Raw genomic sequence first — 26228 nt, 5'->3', positions numbered from 1 at the left:
ATCTATAAAATAAAGGCTATTTGCACTAATGGTCTATTGATTTTTGGGGCTTAAATTAAAGAATTTATCTAAGATTGATAATCTATTTTCTCCGTTTTGAAAAAAATAGCGAACAAAATAAAAACAACTAATGCAAAACCAGCCGGATACATCCAAATGGTTTGCCATATATGTTCCCCATCATTTATTACATACGCAGTAGATATTTTACCTGCTACCCAAAAACCTATGAGCATACCTACCCCATAAGTTGCCAATGTAATTAGACCTTGGGCAGAGCTTTTAAATTTTTCACCAGCTTTGCTATCCGTATAAATCTGTCCTGAAACAAAGAAAAAATCATAACAGATTCCGTGTAATGCAATTCCGATTATCAGCATAAAGCCTAGCTCGTTTACATCTCCAAAGGCAAAGAGCAAATAACGTACTACCCAAGCGGCCATAGCAACAAGAATAGTTTTCTTGAAACCGAACTTGGTGAAAAAATAGGGCAATAAAAGCATAAAGGCAATTTCAGAAACTTGCCCCAATGTCATTTTACCGGTAGGATTGTTCATTCCTATCTCTACCAAAAAAGGATTGGCGTTCTGATAGTAGAATGCCAAAGGAATACATATTAAGACCGATGACACAAAAAATATCAAGAAGTTCTTGTCCTTAAACAGAGTTAAGGAATCTAAACCCAGTATTTCTTTGAAACTAATCTTACCCGTAGTTGCCGCTCTTGGTGGTGTTTTAGGTAATGTAAAACTAAAAACACCTAGTATGGCCGATGCAATTGCGGTCATCAAAAATGTATTTCTAAGCAGACCATCTCCAATATTGATGCCTTGGTCCCAATTAAACACATAGCTGATCGATAGGCCGGCTATTACCCAACCCAATGTTCCAAAAACACGAACCAAAGAGAATTCCTTGGCAGGGTTTTTCATTTGATTGAAAGAGACCGAGTTCACCAATGCCAATGTAGGCATGTACAAAATCATATATCCTAAAACCAAAATATAAAAATCGTCAAATTCGGTTGTTCCGTACATGAAATACATAAGTACCCCGCCTAGAATATGTAAAACTCCCAAGATTCTTTCCGCATTGAAATATCTGTCCGCAATAATTCCTATAACAAAGGGAGCTATAATAGCCCCCCAAGATTGTGTTGAAAATGCCAATGCTATTTCCCCATCTGTTGCTTTTAAGTTATTCCCTAAAAAAGTGCCCAATGTTACAAACCATGCACCCCAAATAAAAAACTCTAAAAACATCATGAAGCAAAGCTGTGCCCTAACTAAACTTTTCATCTATCTTCTATAATAAACATAATCAAAACCTATTGGCTTCTTCTCATTATTTCTAAAATCCACAGCAATTTGACCGCGGTGATTGGTAGAATGATTTATGATATGGAATAGAATATCCTGAACGGTATTTGTAAAAAGTCTACCCTCCGTATTCTCATAATCTATGCGCTTTTCAAAATTATCTGCATTGGAGATAATCTCAAAAGATGTACGCTGATTATCATAATGAATATCTGACCAGTCCTTTATCTCATGCTCTTGCCAAATCTGCAATTTGCTCGGCTTATGCACCAATCTAGCATTCCATATATGGTGCGCGTTCATAATATGGCTAAACAAACGTACCGTGTTTGCCGGTACGTCGTCTAGCTCTGAACATTGCTCGATCAATTTTTTATTACAGTGAAAATTATAGTCAAAAATTTCATTAAAAAAAGCTTCCATACATCATTCCATAAAAATTATTCTATTTCATTTGAGGCTTTTATCAATAAGTCTCTAGTAGCAATAATACCGGCTTCTTCGCTAATTTCAGAACCTTCATATTCTACACCAATAAAACCTGTATAACCTGCGTCTTTAACAATCTGCAACATTTGTACATAGTCTATACCAGTATCATACCCATCGGTATCAAAATTATTTGATTTTGCACTAACTGCCTTTGCATAAGGCATAAGTTCTTTAACCCCCTTGTATTTATCATACTCTTTAAGGCAATCCCAACTATCTGGCTTACGTTCAATGCAGAAATTACCAAAATCGGGTAGACTTCCACAATTATCCATATTTACGGTTTTCATTACCTCCGCATGAAGTTCACCGTTAGAAGAGAGTCCCCCATGATTTTCTACCAAAATATTAATATTCTTGGTTTTTGCATAGGTAGCTAATTTTGTTAATCCGTCTACCGAATTTTTTATCCATTCTTCCGGCACGGTACTACCATTAAGATTTACTCTAATGGCATGGCAACCCATTGCTGCAGCTGCATCTACCCATTTTTTATGTTTTTCCACGGTTTCATTTCTTTCTGCTTCATCATTGACCGCCAAATTACCTTGACCATCGATCATGATCAACACATTTTTCATTCCGTGTTTTTCAGCTTCGGCATTAGATTTGGCAACAAAATTTGCCATAGCCTCTTCAGAGTAATTTGCTTTTTCAAGTTCCGGATTGTACAATTGGCTAACATACTCTAATCCGGTAAAACCCCAATTTTTAGCTTTTTCGGCAAAAGAATACGGATCTACGCCATCTTCCCTAATCATTTTATGCATAGACCACTGTGCTAGTGATAAATCAAAAAATGGTTCGGCATTACTTGTTTCTTCTACTACTTCAGGTTCTGCCACTTTTTCTTTCTTGGCGTCTTTACAGGAGTAAGTACCTAATACTAATAATCCAACACATACTACAGTAGTAATCTTAATAAACTTGTTTGTTCTCATTTTTGGTTGTTTGTTGTTGTTTGAATAATATTCTCAATCGTTTGCGTAAAACCGTGTCTAGATTTTATGCATATGCAAGATGCATATTTTAGCGAATTTCGCAAGAAGAATGGACAATAAATGTATAGAATTAATTTAATATTTAATAAATTTAGAGATTAAACAACTTTTATGAGCAAATTTTATTACAATGAAGAGCAGGAGTCCTATGACGCTATAGTTGTAGGAACAGGAATTAGTGGTGGTTGGGCCGCAAAAGAATTATGTGAAGCCGGCCTTAAAACACTAGTTTTGGAAAGAGGTCGAATGGTAAAACATATTGAAGACTATGAGACCGCCAATATGGATCCGTGGGATTTTCCAAATGCAGGGCAACCAACAAAGGAAATCATAGCACAACAACCAAAACAAAACAGAACCGGCTACACTACAAACCAAGCCAGTCACATGTGGTTCGTTAATGACCTTAAACATCCGTATAACGAAACCAAACGATTTGATTGGATGAGAGGTTACCACTTAGGTGGGCGTTCTTTACAATGGGGCCGTCAAAGTTACCGTTTGAGCGATATTGATTTTGAAGCAAATAAAAAAGAGGGTATTGCCGTAGATTGGCCTGTACGTTATAAAGATATAGCACCTTGGTATGACAAGGTAGAAGAATATATAGGGGTAAGTGGAGAGAACTTAGGTTTGGAACAATTACCGGATGGTAAATTTCTACCCATGATGGAGCTTAACTGTGTTGAGCAGGAATTCAGGGAAAAGGTGGCGGAGAATTTTGATGGCCGTGTGGTAACAGCTGGTAGAACGGCCCATATTACAGGAACAAAACAATTTGACGGAAGAAGTAAATGTCAATTTAGAAATAGATGTATTAGAGGTTGTCCTTTTGGAGCTTACTTTAGTAGTTTATCATCAACATTACCGGCAGCGGAAGCTACAGGTAACATGACCTTAAGACCAGACTCTATTGTGCATGAAGTAATGTATGATCCAAATACCAAGAAAGCAACAGGTGTAAAAGTAATTGACGCAAACACTAAAGAAACTTTTGAGTTCAAAGCAAAGGTGATTTTCTTATGTGCATCGGCCATTGCCTCTACATCTATCTTAATGCAATCTAAATCTGAAACGTTCCCTAATGGTATGGGTAACGCATCTGATCAATTGGGACGTAATATTATGGACCACCAATTACAAGTGGGTGCGTCTGGTAAGTTTGATGGTTTTGATGATAAATATTACAAAGGAAGAAAGCCAAGCGGTATCTATATTCCAAGATTTAGAAATTTAGGTGGTGATTCTGACAGAGATTATAAAAGAGGATTTGGATACCAAGGTGGTGCCTCTAGAGGTAATTGGGAAGAAACCATTGCCGAGCTATCTTATGGTAAAGATTTAAAAGATGCCGTATTAAAGCCAGGCGGATGGACATTCGGTATGATGGGCTTTGGTGAAGTATTGCCATATGAGAACAATAGATTTACCCTAGACTATGACAAATTAGATGACTGGGGACTGCCTACCGTGACATTTGATGCCGAATTACAAGAAAACGAGCTTAAAATGCGAAAAGACATGCTTGAATCTGCTGTAGATATGTTAGAAAAAGCAGGTTTAAGAGATGTAAAAGGATATGATAACGAAAGTGCATTAGGTTTAGGTATTCATGAGATGGGAACTGCCCGTATGGGAAGAAACAGAAAAACATCGGTATTGAATGGTAACAATCAACTACATGATGTACCAAATGTTTACGTAACCGATGGTTCATTTATGACCTCTGCAAGTTGTGTAAACCCATCATTAACCTATATGGCCTTTACGGCCAGAGCTGCAAACCATGCAGTTCAAGAACTTAAAAAAGGAAATATATAATGGATAGAAGACGCGTATTAAAAAATATGGGAATGTCACTTGGATATATGGTGGCTACCCCAACTTTATTATCGATCGTTCAAAGCTGTAAAAGTGAACCGGCAATTACCTGGACTCCCGAATTTCTAGCTCAATCCCAAGGTAACGTTTTAACAAAATTGGTAGACATCATTTTACCTAAAACAGATACTCCCTCTGCTTCTGAAGTACAAGTAGATATTTTTATCGACAAATTTGCGCAAGATGTAATGGAAAAGGAACAACAGGATTTCCTTAAAATGTCAATGACCAAATTTATTGATAAAGCGTTGGCAGATTCTGGCAAGGAAAATGCCGAAGATCTAACCACCGAAGACTTAGAGCCAGTATTGGCAAGTTCTTTGAAATACACAAAAGATCAGCAAGCAGAAATGTTCGAAACTATCAATAGTTACACAAAAGCTATATCTGAAGGTACAACCGCGGAAATAGACGATGAAATATCAAGATTTGCATTTGCCAACAACTTGAGAGGAATGACCATTTGGGGCTATAAAGCTTCTGAATATGTAGGCGAAGAAGTATTGGCATATTTACCTGTACCGGGTGAATACGTAGCATGTGGAGATATGCAAGAGCTTACAGGTGGTAAGGCATGGTCCTTATAACCATATAACTTTCTAATTATTAAAAGCCAAGAACTTGATCTTACATAGTTCTTGGCTTTTTACATAAAAAAAACCACTTATGAAAAGAAGAAATTTCATTCAAAAGTCCGCCTTGACCACAGGGGCCATTTCATTAGCTAGCAGTTTAGCTTATGCAAATTCTATGAACCAGAAACCAAAAGTTCATAAATACAACCTAAAATATGCTCCCCATTTAGGGATGTTCAAAAACCTCGCAGGTGAAGATCCTATTGACCAATTAAACTTTATGGCCAATCAAGGTTATACCGCATTCGAAGATAATGAAATGCGTAAACGACCTATTGAACTGCAAGAGAAGATGGTAAAAACCATGAAAGAACGTGGTTTGGAGATGGGCGTCTTCGTAGCACATGAAATACATTGGAAAACCCCTAATCTGGCGTCTGGGGATAAGACAAAAAGAGCAGAGTTCTTAAATGATATTAAAAACTCTATAGCGGTTGCCAAGCGGGTGAACGCCAAATGGATGACAGTAGTACCCGGACATTTAGATTTGAAACTAAAAATGGGCTACCAGACTGCCAACGTTATTGAAAGTCTTAGACAGGCATCAGCTTTACTGGAACCACATAATATTGCAATGGTTTTGGAACCTTTAAATTTCAGGGATCATCCAGGGTTATTCCTAACGGATTCGCCCCAAGCCTATGAAATATGTAGAGCAGTTGATTCACCTTCATGTAAGATATTGTTCGATATCTACCACCAACAAATACAAGAAGGCAATTTAATACTCAATATGGAAGCTTCTTGGTCTGAAATAGCCTATATACAAATTGGAGATAACCCCGGTAGAAAAGAACCCACAACTGGCGAAATAAACTATGGCAACGTATTCAAATGGATTCATGAGCAGGGTTATGATGGTATTTTAGGCATGGAACATGGAAACTCTAGAGAGGGCAAAGAAGGTGAACTCGCCGTTATTGAAGCATATAAAAAAGTAGATAGCTTTAAATAGGGTTCAGCAACACTATGACTGACTAGTAAAAAGAAGAACTGAATGTATTTCATCGAAAAATAATATTTATTCGATGAAATACATATCGACTTTGTAAGAATTAACTTACTAATTCGTTCTTTTGTATATGTCCCAATACCTACAAGCAATACTCGTCTATGCCGGTTTATTACTGGCTTCAAAATTATCTTTTTATATCTATAAGAAGATAAGGTCCAATTCATTTGAGCTATTTCAAATGAAACTAACCTACAAATGGTTCAACTTTAAAAACGCTGTAAGATTAATGTATCACAGTCTTTTTAACGATACGATTAAATTTCCGTAATCCAAACAGGTTTTTAATACGTATATAGCTTATACCCTTTTACTTAAGTTATGGAAAACTACATTACAATATTAATGATATATGTTGCCGCGTTGGTATTTACGACGGTATTAAAGCCATATATCACAAACGATAAATAAACGCCCCCTTACTTAACCTCCGGCTTAGCCGTATGTAAAAAAGACCCCAAAATCTGGGGTCTTTTTTATGGTTATTTTTAAAAATGGTATTTAAGAACCACACATTAAGCAATCATCGTCTGCCTGCCCTTCCTTAGCCCTAGCAATCATTTCTTTCATCTCCTGAGGTGACAAAGGTGCTATATCCAATTCTGCTTGAGGAGCGACTTTAGAAACCTTTGTATCTGTAATAACCACTTCACTGTCTATTGCCGTAACAACTTCTGTCTTCTTCACCTCATCCGTAGCTACAACATTTTTCTTACTGTTATCCAATGTAAACTTGATTGCATCAACAGCTGCTTTGGTTCGTAAATAATACATTCCTGTCTTTAAACCACTCTTCCAAGCATAAAAATGCATTGAGGTAAGTTTAGAATAATTGGCATTTTCCATAAACAAGTTCAAGGACTGGCTCTGATCAATAAAGTAACCTCTTTGTCTAGACATATCTATAATGTCTTTCATACTGAGCTCCCAAACCGTTTTGTACAGATCCCTTATATCTTGAGGTATTGTTTCTATATGTTGAATAGATCCATTGGCTCTCATAAGCTCTTGTTTCATACTCTCGTTCCACATACCTAAACCAACAAGATCTTCTAAAAGATGTTTATTGACCACAATAAATTCACCTGAAAGAACGCGTCTGGTATAAATGTTAGATGTATAAGGTTCAAAACACTCATTGTTCCCTAATATTTGCGAAGTGGAAGCAGTAGGCATAGGTGCTACCAAAAGAGAGTTTCTTACCCCATTGGACTGCACTTCTTTACGAAGTTTTACCCAGTCCCATCTACCGGATAATTCATCATCTTTTACTCCCCACATATTGTATTGAAATTCTCCTTTGGACATTGGAGAACCTTCAAAAGTGGAATATGGACCTTCTTCTTTGGCCATTTCCATTGATGCCGTCACTGCACCAAAATATAAAGTTTCAAAAATTTCTTGGTTTAATTTTTTTGCATCGTCACTTGTGAAAGGCATTCTCAGCATTATAAAAGTATCTGCAAGACCCTGCACACCCAAACCAATAGGCCTATGACGCATGTTTGAGTTCTCCGCTTCTTTAACAGGGTAGTAATTTCTATCAATGACCTTGTTAAGGTTTTTAGTCACTCTCTTGGTTACCTTAAACAATTCTTTATGATCAAACTCACCGTTTTTTACAAACATAGGTAACGCAATAGATGCTAAATTACACACGGCTACCTCATCTGGCGAGGTAAATTCCATGATTTCGGTACAAAGGTTTGATGAACGTATGGTTCCAAGATTCTTTTGATTGCTCTTACGGTTGGCCGCATCTTTATACAACATATACGGTGTGCCGGTTTCTATCTGCGATTCTAATATTTTTTCCCAAAGTTCCCGCGCCTTGACAGTTTTGCGCCCTTTACCCTCAGCTTCATATTGTAAATAAAGTTTTTCAAACTCATCACTATGTCTATTAAACAAATCTGGACATTCATTAGGACACATTAAAGTCCAATCTTCATTGGCTTCTACCCTTCTCATGAACAAATCTGAAATCCACATGGCATAAAACAAATCCCTTGCACGCATTTCTTCCTTACCATGGTTCTTTTTTAGGTCTAAAAATTCAAAAATATCGGCATGCCAAGGCTCAAGATATATTGCAAAACTACCTTTACGTTTACCACCACCTTGATCTACATAGCGAGCAGTATCATTAAACACTTGTAGCATGGGCACTATACCATTTGATGTACCGTTTGTACCTGCTATATAAGACCCAGTTGCTCTAATGTTATGTATAGATAAACCTATACCTCCTGCAGATTGGGAAATTTTGGCGGTCTGTTTTAAAGTATCATAAATACCATCAATACTGTCATCTTTCATAGCCAAAAGAAAACATGATGACATTTGAGGCTTTGGTGTTCCTGAATTAAACAATGTTGGCGTAGCATGTGTAAAGAATTTTTTAGACATTAGTTCATACGTTTCTATAGCAGCATCAAGGTCATTTAAATGTATACCTACAGATACTCGCATTAGCATGTGTTGTGGTCGTTCTGCAATTTTACCATTGATCTTTAATAAGTAAGAACGCTCTAAAGTCTTAAAGCCAAAATAGTCATAGCTAAAATCTCTATTATAGATGATCGTAGAATCTAATCTTTCTGAATTTTCAGCAATTACCTTATGAACCTCATCTGATAATAAAGGAGCCTTTTTACCAGTTCTAGGGTTTACATAAGTATATAGGTCGTTCATGGTTTGTGAGAACGATTTTTTAGTATTCTTATGTAGGTTAGATACAGATATACGTGCAGCCAATTTTGCATAATCTGGGTGTGTGGTAGTCATTGTTGCCGCTATTTCCGCAGCTAGATTATCTAACTCAGATGTAGTTACACCATCGTAAAGACCTTCTATTACCCGCATAGCTACCTTTAGCGGATCAACAAGACCATTTAGACCATAACATAACTTACGTACACGTGCGGTGATCTTATCAAACATGACCACTTCTTTTCTTCCATCTCTTTTAACTACGAACATTTGGCTACAAACAATTAAGGGTTAATATTATATTTACGTTATTAATGTTAAAATTTTAACATTTTAAATGATGACACAATTTTCCCGTATACTTCTATTGATAAAATTGTGCACTACATTAATTAGAAATCAGCATCAAAGCTAATTTTCTGGGAATCATCATCTTTATCCTTGTTCAAAACGCCTGCTTTCTGATATTCAGAAACACGTTTTTCAAAGAAGTTGGTTTTACCTTGTAAAGAAATCATATCCATAAAATCAAATGGATTGGAGGCATTGTACACTCTATCACATTCAAGTTCAACTAATAACCTATCTGTTACAAATTCCAAATACTGCGTCATTAATTTAGAGTTCATTCCAATTAAACTAACCGGTAACGACTCTGTAATAAACTCTCGCTCAATATCCAGGGCATTGGTCAAAATTTGAGTAATACGTTCTTTTGGCACTTTATTCATTAAATGCTTGTTATGCAGGTGAACCGCATAATCACAATGCATGCCTTCATCTCTTGATATAAGTTCGTTAGAAAAAGTTAGACCTGGCATTAAGCCCCTTTTTTTTAACCAGAATATGGAACAGAAGGCACCGGAGAAAAATATACCTTCTACTGCTGCAAAAGCAATTAATCGTTCTGCAAAACTTGGCGACTCGATCCAATTTAAGGCCCAATCTGCTTTTTTCTTTATTGCTGGAAAATTTTCCAAAGCTTTGAAAAGAACATTCTTTTCCTTTTCATCTTTTACATAAGTATCTATCAAAAGCGAATAGGTTTCAGAATGAATATTCTCCATCATTATTTGAAATCCGTAAAAGAACTTTGCTTCGGCATATTGAACCTCACTCACAAAGTTTTCAGCCAAATTCTCATTAACAATACCATCGGAAGCTGCAAAAAATGCAAGAATATGTTTTATAAAATAACGCTCGTCATCATTCAGTTTGTTATTCCAATCATTTAAATCTTCATGAAGATCAATCTCCTCCGCTGTCCAAAAACAAGCCTCACATTTTTTATACCATTCCCATAAATCATCATGTTTAATAGGAAAAATAACAAAGCGATCATCATTTGGCTCCAAAATAGGCTCTAAAGCTGCGGACATATAATTTAGATTTAAAATTAGTAGTGAAAAAGAAATAGTTTTCTTCTCTGAAGGTACTAACAAAGATTTAAAATTGCATTGAAAATATAAAGTTAGTTTAGGTATTTTGACCACAAAGTTTTTAACACCGTGTGTTGAAATGTACCTGTACTCCTAGTGTTCATTAACCTTTGCGAAATAAGGGCTTAGCGTTAATTTTAGGTAAACTTTAAACATGAATTTTTTAAACCAAAAAGTATAAAAAACCATACTCAATGGTTTATTAAAACTAGATTATAAAAAGAGGTAAAACAGGTAAGTGTATTCCATAAAAAATGTACGGCCCCACTAATGCTTCTATTATGAAAAATGCCCACCAAAACTAATAAAGGTAGTTCCCCCGAAACCTTTTCTTAGAATGTAATCATACGACTAATCGTATTTATACTATATGGCGCTCAAACATTAGATATAAGGCAACATACACTACCTTATAAAGAACCGTACTATTTTTAAACTTTTATTAGTGCATTGAAAGAGCCCTTGACATTCAAAGATTCTCCGTTAGCATTTTCTAATTGTACTTCTAAATTTCCATCAACTTTATTAGAAATACTTTCCTTTATTATAACATCACCAGATTTCACAAAGAAAGGCAGTTCACCTACCTCACTTAAATCGGCAAAACCATATACACCACTGAACCTATTGATCAGACAATGAATGTTTTTAATTTTATGTTTACCGACCGAAACACCAACGTCGTCTGTATTGGTCGATGCGATAACAATCTCCAGATTATGCATCTTATTAGTATCACAGTCAGAAAACTCAACACTAATTTATCTGCAATATTTCCAAAGTTATCATGTTCAGTAATTCTCTTAAACGATGCAAAACCGTCTATATGCAAATTAGTACTGCCAATGATGCTAATACTACAAGTACCATCGTCCAATTTATCATTAGTAACCCCAACTTTAGACCCACCACTCAATATCATAAATGGCACAATACCAAAGCAAACCAACTTCAAAAATTTACCAACAAACCGAAAACTATTCTTCATGATCATTAGTTGAGTTTTTGAATTATGGCCTGATCACTTTATTTTGTTTTAGTTCAATAGCTACTTCCAATCCCTCATTAATTGACTCTTCATCTTCCATAAAATGAGATGCAATCAATAAGATTACAATAAAAAATGCCAACATATAACCGCATTTTCTCATTTCAATTTCATTTATAATATACTGAAAATCTAGGCTAAAGGTAATTTTAAGCTGAAACAGCAAACACCTATTTTGTATAATCTGCACTCTTTTATGTATAATCGGAACATGAAAAATTCAAAAGAATTTTCATAAATATAATTTGTAGTATTTTTCTTTCTTTTTGTGTTTATAAATCCAAATAATCGGCACCTAGTCAAAATATACCGATTACACTAAAATTAGATCCATTGACACAAAATAGCATTCAATAACCATACAAAAACTTAATTTTTCATAACTTTCTAACTTGATACCCTAACCTTATGCTACAAGCTGTAATTGTTGATGATGAAATAAAAGCACTGCAAAGCTTAACGTGGGAGCTCACTAATTTTAGTGATGAAATCAACGTAATTGCCTCATTTACCAATCCAAATGAAGCACTTACCTACTTAGAAAAACACACGCCAGACTGCCTATTTTTAGATATAGAAATGCCCACAATGGACGGTTTTCAATTCATTAGAAAACTGACCAACAAAAATTTTCCTGTTGTCATAACTACCGCCTATAACCAATATGCCTTAAAGGCCATTAAGAGTCAGGCTCTAGATTATCTATTAAAACCGATCGATACCGATGATTTGGAAGAAACCATTGCAAAGATCAAAAAATTCAACAATAACAATTTTTCTGTCGAGAAATTGGAAATGGTGCTTTTAAACTATAATTCAAGAGCCATACATAAGCGTATTACTTTAAATACCGACGGCAAATTGTTATTTCTAGAAAGCGATGAAATATTATACGCAGAATCTGATGGTAACTACAGCACCATTTTTTTAACAGATGGTCAAAAAATAGTGTTAACCAAAAAATTGAAAGAGGTAAATGAATTACTACCTTCCGATTCTTTTTTCAGAATTCATAATTCATACATCATTAATTTAAATAAAATAAAGGAATTCTTGAAGACAGATGGTTACGTGGTATTAAAGTCCAACCATAAAATACCTGTTTCCAGACAAAAAAAATCAGATTTTTTAGACATGTTGTAAGTCAACAACCGTAAAAACCATTTCAAAGCTTTTCTAAAATAATAGTGTACAACATTAGGTATAAAATTCCATTCTTACTTCTCTATGCTTTAGTGCTGTCTTTTCACGGTTACTCGCAAGACATATCTACTGTTTTAAAGGAAAACATGGACAGTCTTTTGACGGTAGTACCAGAAACCCATAAAGAAATTGATGATATTCTAAAACCATACAGTAATGATAGCACATCGCTTCGTTATATTCAAGAAAGGTCAATTACCAAAAAGTATGTTTTAGGACAAGTATATGCGCTCAATCAACTTGGTTCATTGTACCGTGATCAAGCACTATACCAAGAAGCCTTAGCCTTATACCAAGACGCACTCCAATTATCGGTTGAAGCAAACAATATAGAATTTAGGGTCTACAGCCTAAATATGATCAGCAGTGTATATTCAAGGACAGAAGCCATTAAGTCTTCATTGGACTATAGTCAAAATGCACTTGAATTGGCTGAAACTGTAGCTACACCCAGCGACGGACTCAAAAAGAGCATTATAGCGTCTTTAAATAATATAGGAGCAACCTATCAAATGCTTGAGCAGTATGACCTGGCCATAGAAAAGTACGAGAGATTGATGATTCTTGAAAAAGAATTGGACGATAAGTTGGGCTTGGCCATTAACCATAAAAGCCTGGGCGAATGTTATGAAGCCCAAGGCAAATTGGAGCCCGCTTTAAAAAACTTCAGAAAATCCCTTGTTTATTATGAGATTATGGACTCTAATAAGGGCAAAATAACGTGTAACTACAACATTGCCCATGTATATGTCCATCAAGGTAAAATTCAGGAAGCTATAGACATGCTACAATCAAATTTGTTGAAAGCAATTTCCTTAGATGACAATAAACTCATTACTACCATTTACATAAACCTTGGCTGGGCCTTTATTCGTTTAGGGGATTATAATGCCGCAGAAACCAATTTAGAATCTGGTTTAACATTGGCAAAAACGAACAAATTGAACGCGGAAATAGCAGAAGCAAATAAATTTCTGTCTGAACTATGGATCAAACGTGACGATTACCAAAAGGGAATGCGTTACTATAAAGATTTTAAAAAATATGAAGAACGCATAACCAGCTCACTCAACCTTAGGTATGTGAATGATATGATTCTGCGATATGAATCTGAAATGAGGGCCAATCAACTAGAACGTCTTGCAGAAGAGAATGAATCTGTTCGTTTAAAGTTGAAGAAAAATAAGACCATGTTGATTATCATAGGTATATCACTTATACTATTGATAGGTATTTTATACATTCTCTATCGCCAGAGCCAATTGAATGCAGATAAAAAGCTATTAACATTGGAACAAAGTATGCTTCGGAGCCAAATGAATCCACATTTTTTATTCAATTCACTGAACTCAATTAAATTATATATTATAAACAATGAGAAGAAAAATGCCGTTCATTACCTCAACAAATTTTCAAAACTGGTAAGAAAAATACTAGAGGCATCTTCCCAACGCGAGATTTCTATGGCAGAGGAACTAGAAACTGTTGAGCTTTATATGAACATAGAGAACATTAGGTTTTCTAATGAAATCAACTTCAACGTCCATATAAAAGACGACATTGATATTCATAACATTAAAATTCCATCGCTAATTCTACAACCGTTTCTAGAAAATGCATTATGGCACGGACTATCTTCAAAGGAGGGTGCCAAAAATATTGACTTAGAAGTAAAAAAAGGTAAAAACGGCTTTATAGAGATAGTTATAACCGATAATGGCGTAGGTAGAGATGCTGCAGAGCGAATAAAAGACAGTAAAGTACTTAAAAGAAAATCTGTTGGCATCGATATTACCAAAGAGCGTTTGGCAAATTTCTCCCGTGACTATGAAAACTATTTCCACGTTGATATCATTGACAAATTTGATGATGATACAAATCCGATCGGCACACAAATCGTAATTTATATACCTACTATTTAAGATGGTCCGTAGCTACCTCTTCCAACTCTTTATACCAAGCCTCACCAAATTTTCTGATCAACGCTTCTTTCACAAACTTATAAATGGGCACTTTTAATTCTTCACCCAAGGCACAAGCAGGGTCACAAATATGCCATTTATGGTAATTAACCGCAGTCAATTCTGTGTACTCACGAACTCTTATAGGGTATAAATGACATGAAACCGGTTTTTTCCAGTTGATCACACCTAGGTTATAAGCCTTTTCAATACCACATTTGGCAACTTTTTTTTCATCAAAAATTACGTAGGCACACTCACTACCGTTTACTAACGGAGTTTCCCATTCACCATCTTCTCCCTTTACAAAAGCTCCTTCTTTTTCAATAACCGAAATTCCCTCAGGTCTTAGAAAAGGTTTTATTTTTGAATAGATATCTACCATAATTTCCGTTTCATTATCCTCTACGGGAGCACCTGCCTCTCCGTCTACGCAACAACCACCCTTACAGGCGCTAAGATTACAAACGAAATCATTCTCTATTATTTCCTCGGATACTATGGTTTTCCCTAATTGAAACATGGCTTAGTTTAAAGGCCGCAAGATACATATTTTAAAAAAGTCTTTGAGATAGATTATTTTAAGAATAAAGATCCAAATGCATACATAAAACGTAAATTTGCAAAAAATTTGAAAGATGGAATTTCATTTTAACTTAAGGGAGATTGCTACAGCTAGCATGGTTCTATTTGCCGTAATAGATATTTTAGGCAGTATACCCATTATCATAGGGTTACGTAAAAAGGTTGGGCACATACAATCTGAAAAAGCTTCTGTTGTAGCTGCCGTGATCATGGTAGCCTTTTTGTTCCTTGGTGAGGAGATATTGAACTTGATCGGTATTGATGTAAATTCATTTGCCGTTGCGGGAGCTTTTATTATTTTCTTTTTGGCTATTGAGATGATTTTAGGCATTACCCTATACAAGGATGACGAACCAGAGAGTGCATCTGTTGTACCCATTGCCTTCCCATTAATTGCGGGTGCCGGTACATTGACCTCTTTACTTTCTTTAAGAGCCGAATATTATGTAGAAAATATAATCGTTGCCATTATCGTCAATATTATATTCGTGTTCATAGTATTGAAATCATCGGGCAAGATCGAAAAAATGCTAGGCAAAAATGGTGTTAATGTAATTAGAAAGGTTTTTGGGGTAATTCTTATGGCCATCGCCGTTAAATTATTCGCCGCTAACATTAATCAACTTTTCTAGACCGTTAGAAGGTTGTACTTTTATAAAAACAAGATTATATGAGCAAGACGTTATCCATTATATTCATAGTTATTGCAATTGCTTTAATTGCCTATAATGTCACATTGGTAAATTTTGCAGATCCTTTTGAAAAGAACAGTACCATTGCATTGATCGGTATTATGGCATCTTTATGTGCTATAGTACTACTTTTGGTATTTGTAACCAGCAAGAAGATTCAGGATAAGATGAACCAAGATTAGTTGTAGGTCTTAATTGCGCCAGACTCTTGCTGTTCAATACCACCACCATCTAACTCCAATACTTTCTGCAGCATTAAGTCCTCATCTGCCTTAATTTTGGCATGTATATTTGTATTGAACAGTTGTTCTGCAATATTAGCCTTTAAGAACAGTTTAATGCTATTCTCATGCTCATAGAAGTTCATTCTTAGGTTTCTATCTACCGAATACTCCACAAACTTTTCAAAAAGGATATCATCAACCTTAAAATCGTTCACGAACTCCTCTTGGGTATACTGGGCATACCGTTCACGATCTTCATCTAAATGTTCAAATACAAAAAATGAAATAAAGCCCAAATTATCCATACTATCCACTGCCTCTTCCTCATTTGAACCGATAGGCACAAAGACATCCGGAATTATTCCGCCACCACCATAGACCACTTTTCCCTTAGGGGTTACAAATTTCAATGAATCTGCCACTTTTATGCTATCAACCGAAATCATTTCGCCACTATGGTATCTGTCGGTAAAACGTTGATAGTAATCTTTAGTGCCATTTGCGTACGTTTTCTGAATACTTCTACCCGTTGGGGTGTAATATCTAGAAACGGTCAGTCTAACTGCAGAACCATCGCCTAAAGCCATTTCTCGCTGTACCAAACCTTTACCAAAAGAACGACGACCAACAATGGTACCTATATCATTATCTTGTAACGCGCCGGCAACAATTTCACTAGCCGAAGCTGATCTTTCGTTGATCAAAACATAAATAGGCTTATCTTCAAAACTACCTTCGTCAGTTGCGAAACTTTTACTGATCTTTCCCTTCTTATTCTTAGTAAACAAGATCAGTTTACCATCTTCCAAGAACTCGTCCGCCATTTCTTCTGCCATACCCAAATAACCGCCTGGATTATCCCTTAGATCAAGAACCAACTTGCGGGCACCACGTTTTTGTAATTTTCCTAAAGCATCTTTAAATTCTTTATAGGTAGACTCAGCAAAACGATTCACTTTAATATAGCCCATATCCTTTGTTAGCATGTAGAAGGCATCTACACTTTTTAAAGGCACTATACCACGTTTTACTTTAACATTAAACGTTCTATTTTCAGACTTTCTAAAGACAGTAAGGTCAACCGAAGTACCTTCTTTACCTTTTAGCTTGTCCACAATAATTTCGCTAGGAAAATCATGACCATAAAGTGTGTCTTCATCAGCCATTAAAATACGATCGCCAGGTAAAATTCCCTTTGCATGGCTAGGACCATCCTTAACGGTTTTGATTACTGCAATGGTATCATGATAAGAGTAAAAATTAATGCCTATACCAACAAAATCACCTTTCATATTATCTGCTACGCTAGACATTTCCTTTTCTGAAATATAGACCGAATGGGGATCTAATTTTTCTAGGATACTATTCACGGTAACATCGACTATACTATCTGTATTTACATCGTCTACGTATTCGTAATCAATGTAATCTATAAGTCTGTTTAATTTATCTTTTTTAGAATTGGTAGAGAATAGTCTTTCGGGAGAATCATTAAAATTCAGTTTTCCACCAATAAAAAACCCTAATGCAAGAGCAGAAGCGATAATTAAAGGAAAAAGAGCACTGTACTTTTTGTTCATCATTAGTGTTAACGTTAGTTTGTCACATTTATTTCTGGCATATGTTCTATTTCAACCCCAGCTTTCTCTAAAAATTTTAATCCCGAATCATCTTTATAACCAACTTGATACACTACACGTTTAATGCCAGACTGATGAATTAGTTTACTACATTCTCTACAGGGAGATAAAGTAATGTACAAAGTAGCCCCTTGGCAGGATTGTGTTGAACTGGCAACCTTAAGAATGGCATTGGCCTCTGCATGCAAAACATACCACTTGGTATACCCATCTTCATCTTCACAATAATTTTCAAAACCGGTAGGGGTACCGTTATAACCATCAGATATGATCATTCTATCCTTGACGATAATTGCACCTACTTGTTTTCTTTTACATGACGATAATTTTCCCCATTCCGTGGCCATTCTTAAATAGGCCCTATCGTATTTTAATTGTTTTTCTTTTTTCATGAACGGTGAGCTTTATAAAAGCGCATAACCCTAAGTTACCTGCTTTGAACAGTAACAACATTATGTTAGGCTAAACTTTAACAATCTAAAAAGGAAATGTTTCATATAACAACGGTAAGGTTATCAGTATCACAACAATACTGCCTACCAATATAAAAACACGCTGTTTTACATTCATTAGTGTTTGGACAACAAAAGCTAGGACCAATACCAACAAAACAATAACCACTTGAGATAATTCTATTCCACCGGCAAAACCCAGTAAAGGTGCAAGCTTATCTTCTTCACCCATAATCATCATCTTAAAGTAGTTGGAAAAGCCAAAACCATGAACCAGACCAAAAAAACCTGTTGCCAACATATGAAACCAAATTGTTCTATTTTCTTTAAGCAACATTACATCTACTATATTGAACAACGCTGTTGCTAAAATGGTTACAGGTATTAAAAACTCTATCCAAGTAGCATCTACTACCATAATCTCATAAACCGAGAAAACCAAAGCTAAACAGTGGGTTACCGTAAAAACGGTTGCCAACCATAATACGTTTTTCCAGCTTTTAAAGGTAAATGGCAGCGCCAGCGCCGTCAAAAAAAGGATATGGTCATATGCATTGATATCCAATACATGTTGCAAACCTAATTTTATATAAAACCAAAATTCTTGCATTGCACTTTTATATTATCTGTTCAAACTAATTCAATCCGCGTTCCTTTTGTATAGTTTCGTAAGCCTCTTGTACTTGTTTAAATTTCTCTTCAGCACCTTTCTTAATAGCTTCATCTTGAGTATTGACCCTATCCGGATGGTATTTTTTTGCCATTTGCCTGTACGCCTTTTTCACCTCGGAATCAGTGGCAGTTTTAGGCACATCAAGAATTTTATAAGCATTGTTAGCAGATTTCACGAACATGGCTTTAATACTTTCAAACTCGTTCAATGATACTCTAAGGTAACCTGCAATTTCCCTTATTTTTTGAATTTCAGGATTACTAATGTTGCCATCTGATTGTGCTATACCAAATAAAAAATGTAATAATTGCAATCTAACCTCATAGCGGGTACGTTGTGCCAAAAATGTACACACGTTTTGTGCGGATATCTGCCCTTTTTTATTGATTTCATTGAATCTCCTAAAAATGGCATTTGCCTTATCCTTCCCATAAGTGCTCACAAAGTACTGACGTACATAGTCCATTTCTGATTGGCTTACTTGTCCGTCTGCCTTTATAACTATAGAACATAAAGACAACAAGTTCAATTCAAAATCTGCAGCCGTAACATTTGGTCTGGTATAATCTTCAAAAACGCTACGTGCACTGCCCTTACTAGACCCAAAAAAGTTATCTATTATACTGCCGGCAAAGAAGCCTAAAATTGCTCCAGATAACCCTCTAAAAGAAAAACCAATTACGGCCCCTAACCATTTAATCATTTTCGTATGCTCAATTTTGCCAAAGATAAAATATTACGAATAGAAAGTATGGCCAATGAAACGTTAAGGTATAAAGCAGTCCTACGACTAATTGATTATCTTTGTAACAATTAATTAAAAAATTAAGAATATGTACCCTGCGGAATTAGTTAAACCAATGAGAGATGATCTGGCCTCTGCCGGATTTGAAGAATTATATACTGCAGATGCAGTTACCGATGCCATTAACAAAGAAGGAACAACTTTAGTTGTTGTAAACTCTGTTTGTGGTTGCGCAGCTGCCAATGCAAGACCTGCGGCCAAAATGAGCTTGCAGAACAGTAAAAGACCTGATCATGCCGTAACGGTATTTGCCGGTGTTGATAAAGAAGCGGTTGATGCAGCAAGAAATCTAATGATCCCTTTTCCTCCATCATCGCCATCAATGGCTTTGTTCAAAAATGGAGAATTGGTTCACATGATCGAACGTCACCATATTGAAGGTAGACCAGCAGAAATGATCGCTCAAAATTTAGCACAAGCTTATGACGAGTTTTGCTAAAACTATGGTCTTAGACTCTATTTAAGTAAAATAATAGTATTAAAAAACCGCTCTAATTGAGCGGTTTTTTATTTTTGTAAGATGCAGAAACTGCTTTCATTTATAATAACCCCCTTTTTTTTCATAGCTTTTGGGCTATGTCTTCTTATTTTTCACCCCATTCAATGGTTTGGTTTTAAAGTTTTTGGGTATAATGGACTAAAGCCTGTTGTTAGCAAGCTTAATTTCTTTTTAATGCGAAGCACTAATATTTTAGGCACTACGTATAAATTTACCAACAAATACGATCTTCCTACAAACAGGCCTTTAATAATTGTAACCAATCACCAAAGTATGTATGACATACCCCCGTTGATTTGGTACATGCGCAAACACCACCCAAAGTTTGTCAGTAAAAAAGAATTGGGTAAAGGTATACCAAGCGTTTCCTTCAATCTTGTTCATGGTGGTTCTGTTCTTATAGATAGAAAGGATGGGAAATCCGCTATTATGGAGATAGGCAAACTTGGATCGTACATTGAAAAACATAATAGAAGTGCGGTAATTTTTCCTGAAGGTACCAGAAGTAGGGATGGGCACCCAAAGCCGTTTAAACCTATGGGACTTAAAATGCTTCTTAAAAAAGCGCCTTCAGCTTTGATCGTTCCCATAAGCATCAATAATTCATGGAAGCTGGTGAGATTCGGTCAATTTCCTATGGGATTAGGTTCCAAGGTACGTTTAGAGGTACAACAACCCATAGAGAACAAGGGTAATCTTGATGAACTAATAACACAAATTGAAGCATCCGTAGTAAGCGGTATAAACTCCTTTAAATGACCAACTCAGAAATCGTAGAAGAAACTATCATTTTCGTCAAAGAAACACTAAAAAATGCCGAGGGAGGTCATGATTGGTTCCATATTGAACGTGTTTTCAATAATACCATGCTTATTGCTAAAGAGGAAGACGTAAATTTATTGGTGGTAAGCCTTGGTGCCTTACTTCATGATATTGCAGACGCCAAATTTAATGATGGTGATGAATCTTTAGGGCCAAAGATGGCAGAGAACTTTTTGTTAAGTCTAAAAGTTCCCAAAAGAACCATTAACCACGTCACCAATATCATTAAATATAGTTCTTTTAAGGCTGGTCTAAATGATGGTAAAATGAAGAAAAAATTATTTACGTCAAAAGAACTTCAGGTAGTACAAGATGCCGATCGCTTAGATGCTATTGGCGCCATAGGTATTGCAAGGGCCTTTAATTATGGTGGGTTTAAAAATAGAGCCCTTTATGACCCAAGTATACCTCCTAACTTGGAAATGAGTAAAGAGGAGTATAAAAAGTCAAAAGCGCCTACTCTAAATCACTTCTACGAAAAACTATTGTTACTTAAAGACAAAATGAACACCGCAACCGGAAAGCGATTGGCCCAGCAAAGACACCAATATATGATAGACTTTCTAGAACAATTTTACCAAGAGTGGAGTCCTCTTAAAAATTTAAGCTAGCCATTACCGAATCATATCTATATTTTAAGTCATAAAAAAAGGGTCTCAATTTCAATTGAGACCCTTTATATTTTCTGTATTATTTATTTCTGCGGCAACTCTCTTGTTAACCAACCTCTTCTACTTGCCGTTGCAATAGCATAAGGGGTAATCCAGAACAGACCAAAAGTATATAGAACACTGTAAGAATATGCCCAGAAAGACTCTGAGAACGTATATCTTTTTGCGTAAAATATTACCGGGAATGTTGACAGTACCAAAATACTTAAGAACGTTGAGCTTAAGAACAACAACGGATGCGTGAAAACAAAAACTAACATGAACAGTACAAATGGGTAACACAATACAATTCTTGAGAACTGGCTAAAGAATAATAATCTAGTACCTGCTTTTGATCCTTTTCTAAAGTTCGTAAATACATATTTAGACATTTGAATATTCTCACGAACATTACTTCTACCCCATCTAATGAACATCTTATACAGACCCTTGTATTTTTCAGGAACATTGGTATAAGCAAAAGCATTTCTTTGAAACAATACGTGGAAACCTTGCTTTAAGATCATATTGGTCATAGCTCTATCTTCACCAATATCAGAAGGCTGCCCCATAAAGGTTTGGTTGATCCACTCATCTAAGCAACCAAATACCGCAGTAGCTCTATAAGCTGCTAAAGCTCCTGGAGTACATAAAACTGAATTTAAAGTACTTTCAGAAGAACGTACAAACTCAAAACTAAGTGCAAAACTTACATCTAACATTTTAGGTAAAATCTCCTTCTTGTTATTTAAAACACGAATATTACCTGCAACCGCACCACAATTTTCATCAACGATGAACGGACTAACTAAATTTCTTAAAGTATCTGGGTCTACTATAGAGTCACTGTCCACAGTAACGAAAATTTCACCTGTGCCTTCTTTAAAGCCTCTGTAAAGTGCATGACGTTTACCCATATTCTTAGGCTGCTGACAAATTGAAACCCTGTCACCTAATTCTTTTTTTGCCTCTTGCATCCAGTTCCAAGTGTCATCTTTACTACCATCATCAATTGCCAATAATTGCACTTTATCCTCAGGGTAGTCACTATCTGCCAAACTTTTTAAGGTGGCCCAAACTTGTTTTCCTTCATTATATGCCGGTACAATAACGGTTACCGTAGGCAGTTCATCATCTGAAACTGAAGGTATAGCCTTGTACTTTAAAAAACGGACAAACGTATAGATGAAAAAACTTAACTTGAATACAAAGAAGGCCGCAGCAACGATCATAAAAATAAATCCTATTAAGCTACTTCTGCGCTCTAAATGTAAGTCTGAAAAATCGCTCTGTAATATATAAGCCAAATAAGCAGATCCAAACATTAATACAAATGTGCTGCCCATTACAAAAACACCCCATGCATTGGCATTTTCTATTTGGTTGGCAATTTTGGAAAAGAAAGACTTCTTAGTTTTCTCTTCGGTTTTGTTGTTTACGGTTTTCATATTTTTTATGGTAGTGTTCTTGGTTTTCATAAATGGTTCTAATATTTATTTCATTCTCCCTATCTACGCTTAGAATCATCTTTTAGATCTTATTTTAACAAAAGTTTTTAAAGATTTTTTTTAACCTAAACTTTACCACGATTTTTTTACTAAGTACACTAATTTAAAACCATAAATTTTTGACTTAATAACAATATTTTACTCATTTTCATGTGGTTATACCATTTATTTGGGAAAAATCCATTTCAGATAAATTAAAAACATTTCAAGCCAATTGATGTAAAAAACATTAGCATTTTTATCTAATTATATTTTCCTTGGGATTTTCAACAATTGCAGAAAAATTTTAAAATAATTTCAATTGACCATCTTTATATGATGCGTGCAAATCAGTATTTAATTTTGGGAAAGTGCTGTTTTTAAAATAGCTTCGTTTTGCCAAACTGACCATATCATGAATTTGAGTAGCAATTTTACCTTCTCCTTTACTTCGGATACCAAATCTGCTATCATTTAAACTTCCTCCATGACACTCCTCAATTTGGTGCAAAACCTTGTCTGCTTTATTCGGAAGTGTTTTGTGAATCCAATCGGTAAAAATATGACCAATGGCTCCATTTAATCTAACCACGGTAAAAGCCATTGACAATGCCCCATGGTGCGCAACTGTCTTAGCTAAATTTAAAATTTCATGACTATTGATGCCAGGTATGATCGGAGCCAACATAGCATTTACCGGAATGCCATTGTCAGATAAAACTTTAATAGCCTCTAACCTCTTTTTAATGGTGGTAGTCCTTGGTTCTAATATCCCTCTGGTTTCTTCAGATAAAGATGTAACCGATATGTTTACACCAATTAAACCATGCTCGTTTAATTTCCTTAGAATATCCAAATCGCGCAAAATCAATGCATTCTTAGTAATAATTCCCACTGGATGCTTGTATTTCAAGAAAATCTCTAAGCATTTACGGGTTAATTGAAACTCTTGTTCAGCAGGTTGGTAGCAATCTGTATTTCCTGAAAGCACAATGGTACATGCCTTCCAACTTTTACTTTTTAATTTCTCTTCTAACAATTTTGGCGCATTATGCTTTACTAAAATCTTACGTTCAAAATCCAAACCTGCACTATAGCCCCAAAATTCATGTGCATTTCTAGCATAACAGTAAATACAACCATGCTCACAACCTTGGTACATGTTCATAGAATAACTCATACCCACATCTGGGCTAGTTACCTTATTTACTATTGATTTTGGGTAAACTGGTATGTATTGGGTCTTATTGTTATCGGCAATTTCACCTTCAAGACGGCAAAATTCAAGAAAATCGTCCCTGGTTTCGTAGTTGTATGCTGAAAACTTATTTAAGGTATTCTTTTGGGCGCCTCTACCTTTTATAGAAAAGTTTGATTTCATTAATTAGGATTTAATCCAAAATTATGGATTAAATCCTAATTACAATTTTATTTAACACCTACTTGAACCAGTTGCTTTTTTGTTCCCCTTTTGGCATAGAACATTAATTCATCTTTTTGACGATTAATATATGGTGCAGAAACCATTAACGGCAAACGTGCTTCAGTATCATCAATAACCTTATTATACTTCATATGTCCGTTTTCATCCAAACGAATTAAAAATACATTTCTATTTCTACTCAAACCTTGCTTAAACATAATACGGTCATCACTTAATTGCTGTGGATTTTCAGCTGATGTGCTTATAAAGAAATACGTGTTATTATTCTTAGTGTAGGCACTGTAAGAAGCATAAGCACCATCACCTTGCGTCACTTCTGTTTTGTTTATATTTCTTGCCCAGACTAAGTCACCAGTGGCGCTAAGTTTTGCACTAATAATATCGTTATGATGATACCTAGTAACCATTACCCTACCACCGCTTGAATTCGATTGTACGCTGTTACTGGTAAAGTATTCTTCTGCGTTGAACAGGATATTACCTTCAGATGTGATATCCATCCCTTTAAACACCAAGTTTTTAATGGCCTTATCATCTTCCCTTCCAAATTTATCCAACATAAACTGTTCAGAGAAGGCATTGAATTTTTCTGTCTTTAAAGTAAGCGACATAGGGTCTAAATTAAAATAGGAAATGCCGTTATACCTATTATCTTTTCTATCCGCATAAAATCCTATACACAGTAATTCACCTCCTTTAAATATAGGTTTTAATGCCTCTGGAAATTTCCCTGGGGTATAAAAAGACTGTAAACTTCTTCCGCTACTGGAAACCCTTACCATTTCATACTGAAATTTACGTTCCGTAGCGTTAAAGCGTTTCTTCTTAAAGTATGCCTTACCTACCAAATACACATTTTGCATATCTTTTGAAAAAACTACGTTTTCAAAAGCGTAATTTTTTTCTTCTACCTCATCAGAGAAATCATGCTCAAAAAGCTTATTCAAATTGGCATTAAAGGCATAGATGGTATGCTGGTCAACTTTTCTCTTTTTATAATGCGTAGTTATTGCGAATGCCGAATTATCATCATTAAACAAAATGGAAGTTGTAAAACCCGATGAAAAATTTCGGTTATAGAAATTTCTATCCAAAGGTTGCTCTACAGGTTCAGAAGCAATGGATAAAATGGTCTCTTTGGTAAATTGAAATTGGGAAAACGGACTCCTATGTACTTCGTATTGATAGCTTCTGTTATTATAATTATACTCCAAGAATAATAGATAAACCTGCCCATTACGTACATAGGCATCTATAAAATTAGCACCCTTAAGCTTATAATTATACTCAGAAACCAACTCAAGATCTTTATTGTAATGTTCAATAAAATAACCTTTGGGCTTTAAAACTATACCGGTATAATATGCTCGTACCACAACGGTACCTTCATTGCCGTCATCAGCAATTGCCAGCATATTGGAATATCTGTACTTGTCATGAAATTTTTCCCCAATGGTATAGGTCACCAATTCTTCTTGGGCTAAAGAAGCTATTACATTGGTAATGAACAAAAATAAGAATACGCTACGTTTTAACATAACCAGTTTGGTTT

26 protein-coding genes are annotated in these 26228 nt (G+C 35.5%); 11 read left to right on the top strand and 15 right to left on the bottom strand.

The window, feature by feature from the left end; all coding sequences use genetic code 11:
- Positions 1–68 precede the first annotated feature (68 nt).
- From YQ22_RS09275 to YQ22_RS09265, 3 genes are read right to left on the bottom strand one after another with little or no spacing between them, the layout of a single operon-like run.
- Positions 69–1298, bottom strand: a complete 1230-nt coding sequence (locus YQ22_RS09275) for a nucleoside permease (protein WP_071340969.1) — start codon at positions 1296–1298, stop codon at positions 69–71.
- Complete coding sequence (locus YQ22_RS09270; protein ID WP_071340968.1) at positions 1299–1742, bottom strand: DinB family protein; 444 nt, start codon at positions 1740–1742, stop codon at positions 1299–1301.
- A gap of 17 nt (positions 1743–1759) precedes the next feature.
- The gene (locus tag YQ22_RS09265; protein ID WP_071340967.1) at positions 1760–2752 is read right to left on the bottom strand and encodes a sugar phosphate isomerase/epimerase family protein; all 993 of its coding nucleotides are present in this window, start codon (positions 2750–2752) and stop codon (positions 1760–1762) included.
- A gap of 171 nt (positions 2753–2923) precedes the next feature.
- On the opposite strand from YQ22_RS09265, the gene YQ22_RS09260 reads away from it, so the two are divergent.
- The 3 genes from YQ22_RS09260 to YQ22_RS09250 all read left to right on the top strand — a co-directional run bounded on the left by YQ22_RS09260 (position 2924) and on the right by YQ22_RS09250 (position 6283).
- A complete protein-coding gene (locus tag YQ22_RS09260) occupies positions 2924–4633 on the top strand; it encodes a GMC oxidoreductase (RefSeq protein ID WP_071340966.1) in 1710 nt (569 codons plus the stop codon).
- Entirely contained in the window at positions 4633–5280 is a 648-nt protein-coding gene (locus YQ22_RS09255) for a gluconate 2-dehydrogenase subunit 3 family protein (protein WP_071340965.1), read from the top strand. Before YQ22_RS09260 ends, YQ22_RS09255 begins: the two co-directional genes overlap by 1 nt.
- A 79-nt stretch (positions 5281–5359) precedes the next feature.
- Positions 5360–6283: a hydroxypyruvate isomerase family protein gene (locus YQ22_RS09250; RefSeq protein ID WP_071340964.1), complete on the top strand. Its 924-nt coding sequence runs from the start codon at positions 5360–5362 to the stop codon at positions 6281–6283.
- A gap of 558 nt (positions 6284–6841) precedes the next feature.
- On the opposite strand, the gene YQ22_RS09245 is transcribed toward YQ22_RS09250, so the two are convergent.
- The 3 genes from YQ22_RS09245 to YQ22_RS09235 all read right to left on the bottom strand — a co-directional run bounded on the left by YQ22_RS09245 (position 6842) and on the right by YQ22_RS09235 (position 11216).
- A complete protein-coding gene (locus YQ22_RS09245) occupies positions 6842–9322 on the bottom strand; it encodes a ribonucleoside-diphosphate reductase subunit alpha (RefSeq protein ID WP_071340963.1) in 2481 nt (826 codons plus the stop codon).
- A gap of 122 nt (positions 9323–9444) precedes the next feature.
- The gene (locus YQ22_RS09240) at positions 9445–10431 is read right to left on the bottom strand and encodes a ribonucleotide-diphosphate reductase subunit beta (protein ID WP_058104406.1); all 987 of its coding nucleotides are present in this window, start codon (positions 10429–10431) and stop codon (positions 9445–9447) included.
- Positions 10432–10922: 491 nt separating this feature from the next.
- Positions 10923–11216, bottom strand: a complete 294-nt coding sequence (locus YQ22_RS09235) for a hypothetical protein (RefSeq protein WP_071340962.1) — start codon at positions 11214–11216, stop codon at positions 10923–10925.
- Positions 11217–11317: 101 nt separating this feature from the next.
- Between YQ22_RS09235 and YQ22_RS19200 the strand changes: the two genes are divergently transcribed.
- Positions 11318–11488: a hypothetical protein gene (locus tag YQ22_RS19200; protein ID WP_198033529.1), complete on the top strand. Its 171-nt coding sequence runs from the start codon at positions 11318–11320 to the stop codon at positions 11486–11488.
- A gap of 13 nt (positions 11489–11501) precedes the next feature.
- Here YQ22_RS19200 and YQ22_RS19195 read toward each other — a convergent pair whose 3' ends face one another.
- Positions 11502–11642, bottom strand: coding sequence for a hypothetical protein (locus YQ22_RS19195; RefSeq protein ID WP_198033528.1), 141 nt, complete (start codon positions 11640–11642; stop codon positions 11502–11504).
- A gap of 305 nt (positions 11643–11947) precedes the next feature.
- On the opposite strand from YQ22_RS19195, the gene YQ22_RS09225 reads away from it, so the two are divergent.
- Entirely contained in the window at positions 11948–12682 is a 735-nt protein-coding gene (locus YQ22_RS09225) for a LytR/AlgR family response regulator transcription factor (RefSeq protein WP_058104409.1), read from the top strand.
- A gap of 146 nt (positions 12683–12828) precedes the next feature.
- Positions 12829–14664 (top strand): tetratricopeptide repeat protein, encoded by a 1836-nt coding sequence (locus YQ22_RS09220; protein WP_083414221.1) that lies wholly within the window; start codon positions 12829–12831, stop codon positions 14662–14664.
- On the opposite strand, the gene YQ22_RS09215 is transcribed toward YQ22_RS09220, so the two are convergent.
- Positions 14657–15226: a DUF3109 family protein gene (locus YQ22_RS09215; protein WP_071340959.1), complete on the bottom strand. Its 570-nt coding sequence runs from the start codon at positions 15224–15226 to the stop codon at positions 14657–14659. The two genes, YQ22_RS09220 and YQ22_RS09215, sit on opposite strands and share 8 nt — an antisense overlap.
- Positions 15227–15341: 115 nt before the next feature.
- Between YQ22_RS09215 and YQ22_RS09210 the strand changes: the two genes are divergently transcribed.
- The gene (locus YQ22_RS09210) at positions 15342–15920 is read left to right on the top strand and encodes a MarC family protein (RefSeq protein ID WP_058104411.1); all 579 of its coding nucleotides are present in this window, start codon (positions 15342–15344) and stop codon (positions 15918–15920) included.
- 38 nt (positions 15921–15958) lie between these two features.
- Complete coding sequence (locus tag YQ22_RS09205; RefSeq protein ID WP_058104412.1) at positions 15959–16162, top strand: hypothetical protein; 204 nt, start codon at positions 15959–15961, stop codon at positions 16160–16162.
- Here YQ22_RS09205 and YQ22_RS09200 read toward each other — a convergent pair.
- The 4 genes from YQ22_RS09200 to YQ22_RS09185 all read right to left on the bottom strand — a co-directional run bounded on the left by YQ22_RS09200 (position 16159) and on the right by YQ22_RS09185 (position 19672).
- On the bottom strand, positions 16159–17784 hold the full coding sequence (locus YQ22_RS09200) for a S41 family peptidase (protein WP_071342551.1): 1626 nt from the start codon (positions 17782–17784) through the stop codon (positions 16159–16161). The two genes, YQ22_RS09205 and YQ22_RS09200, sit on opposite strands and share 4 nt — an antisense overlap.
- 14 nt (positions 17785–17798) lie before the next feature.
- Positions 17799–18236, bottom strand: coding sequence for a deoxycytidylate deaminase (locus YQ22_RS09195; RefSeq protein WP_058104413.1), 438 nt, complete (start codon positions 18234–18236; stop codon positions 17799–17801).
- 85 nt (positions 18237–18321) lie between these two features.
- Positions 18322–18906: a HupE/UreJ family protein gene (locus tag YQ22_RS09190; protein WP_071340958.1), complete on the bottom strand. Its 585-nt coding sequence runs from the start codon at positions 18904–18906 to the stop codon at positions 18322–18324.
- 25 nt (positions 18907–18931) lie between these two features.
- Positions 18932–19672, bottom strand: coding sequence for a TerB family tellurite resistance protein (locus tag YQ22_RS09185; protein ID WP_071340957.1), 741 nt, complete (start codon positions 19670–19672; stop codon positions 18932–18934).
- Positions 19673–19802: 130 nt separating this feature from the next.
- Here YQ22_RS09185 and YQ22_RS09180 point away from each other — a divergent pair, with 130 nt between their 5' ends.
- The 3 genes from YQ22_RS09180 to YQ22_RS09170 all read left to right on the top strand — a co-directional run bounded on the left by YQ22_RS09180 (position 19803) and on the right by YQ22_RS09170 (position 21706).
- The gene (locus YQ22_RS09180) at positions 19803–20213 is read left to right on the top strand and encodes a BrxA/BrxB family bacilliredoxin (protein ID WP_058104416.1); all 411 of its coding nucleotides are present in this window, start codon (positions 19803–19805) and stop codon (positions 20211–20213) included.
- Between the two features lie 234 nt (positions 20214–20447).
- Positions 20448–21032, top strand: coding sequence for a lysophospholipid acyltransferase family protein (locus YQ22_RS09175; RefSeq protein WP_317038729.1), 585 nt, complete (start codon positions 20448–20450; stop codon positions 21030–21032).
- Positions 21029–21706: an HD domain-containing protein gene (locus tag YQ22_RS09170; RefSeq protein ID WP_058104418.1), complete on the top strand. Its 678-nt coding sequence runs from the start codon at positions 21029–21031 to the stop codon at positions 21704–21706. The genes YQ22_RS09175 and YQ22_RS09170 overlap by 4 nt, the downstream gene beginning before the upstream one ends.
- Positions 21707–21789: 83 nt before the next feature.
- Here the strand turns inward: YQ22_RS09170 and YQ22_RS09165 are convergent, their stop codons facing one another.
- The 3 genes from YQ22_RS09165 to YQ22_RS09155 all read right to left on the bottom strand — a co-directional run bounded on the left by YQ22_RS09165 (position 21790) and on the right by YQ22_RS09155 (position 26214).
- Positions 21790–23223: a glycosyltransferase gene (locus YQ22_RS09165; RefSeq protein ID WP_071340955.1), complete on the bottom strand. Its 1434-nt coding sequence runs from the start codon at positions 23221–23223 to the stop codon at positions 21790–21792.
- Between the two features lie 316 nt (positions 23224–23539).
- Positions 23540–24613, bottom strand: coding sequence for a PA0069 family radical SAM protein (locus tag YQ22_RS09160; RefSeq protein WP_071340954.1), 1074 nt, complete (start codon positions 24611–24613; stop codon positions 23540–23542).
- Positions 24614–24660: 47 nt separating this feature from the next.
- Complete coding sequence (locus tag YQ22_RS09155) at positions 24661–26214, bottom strand: hypothetical protein (RefSeq protein ID WP_071340953.1); 1554 nt, start codon at positions 26212–26214, stop codon at positions 24661–24663.
- Between the last annotated feature and the right edge of the window lie 14 nt (positions 26215–26228).

This window comes from Maribacter sp. 1_2014MBL_MicDiv, assembly GCF_001865655.1.
Classification (GTDB): Bacteria; Bacteroidota; Bacteroidia; order Flavobacteriales; family Flavobacteriaceae; genus Maribacter; species Maribacter dokdonensis.
Note: the sequence above shows the minus strand (reverse complement) of the source record. Positions and strands in the feature narration are given on the sequence as shown.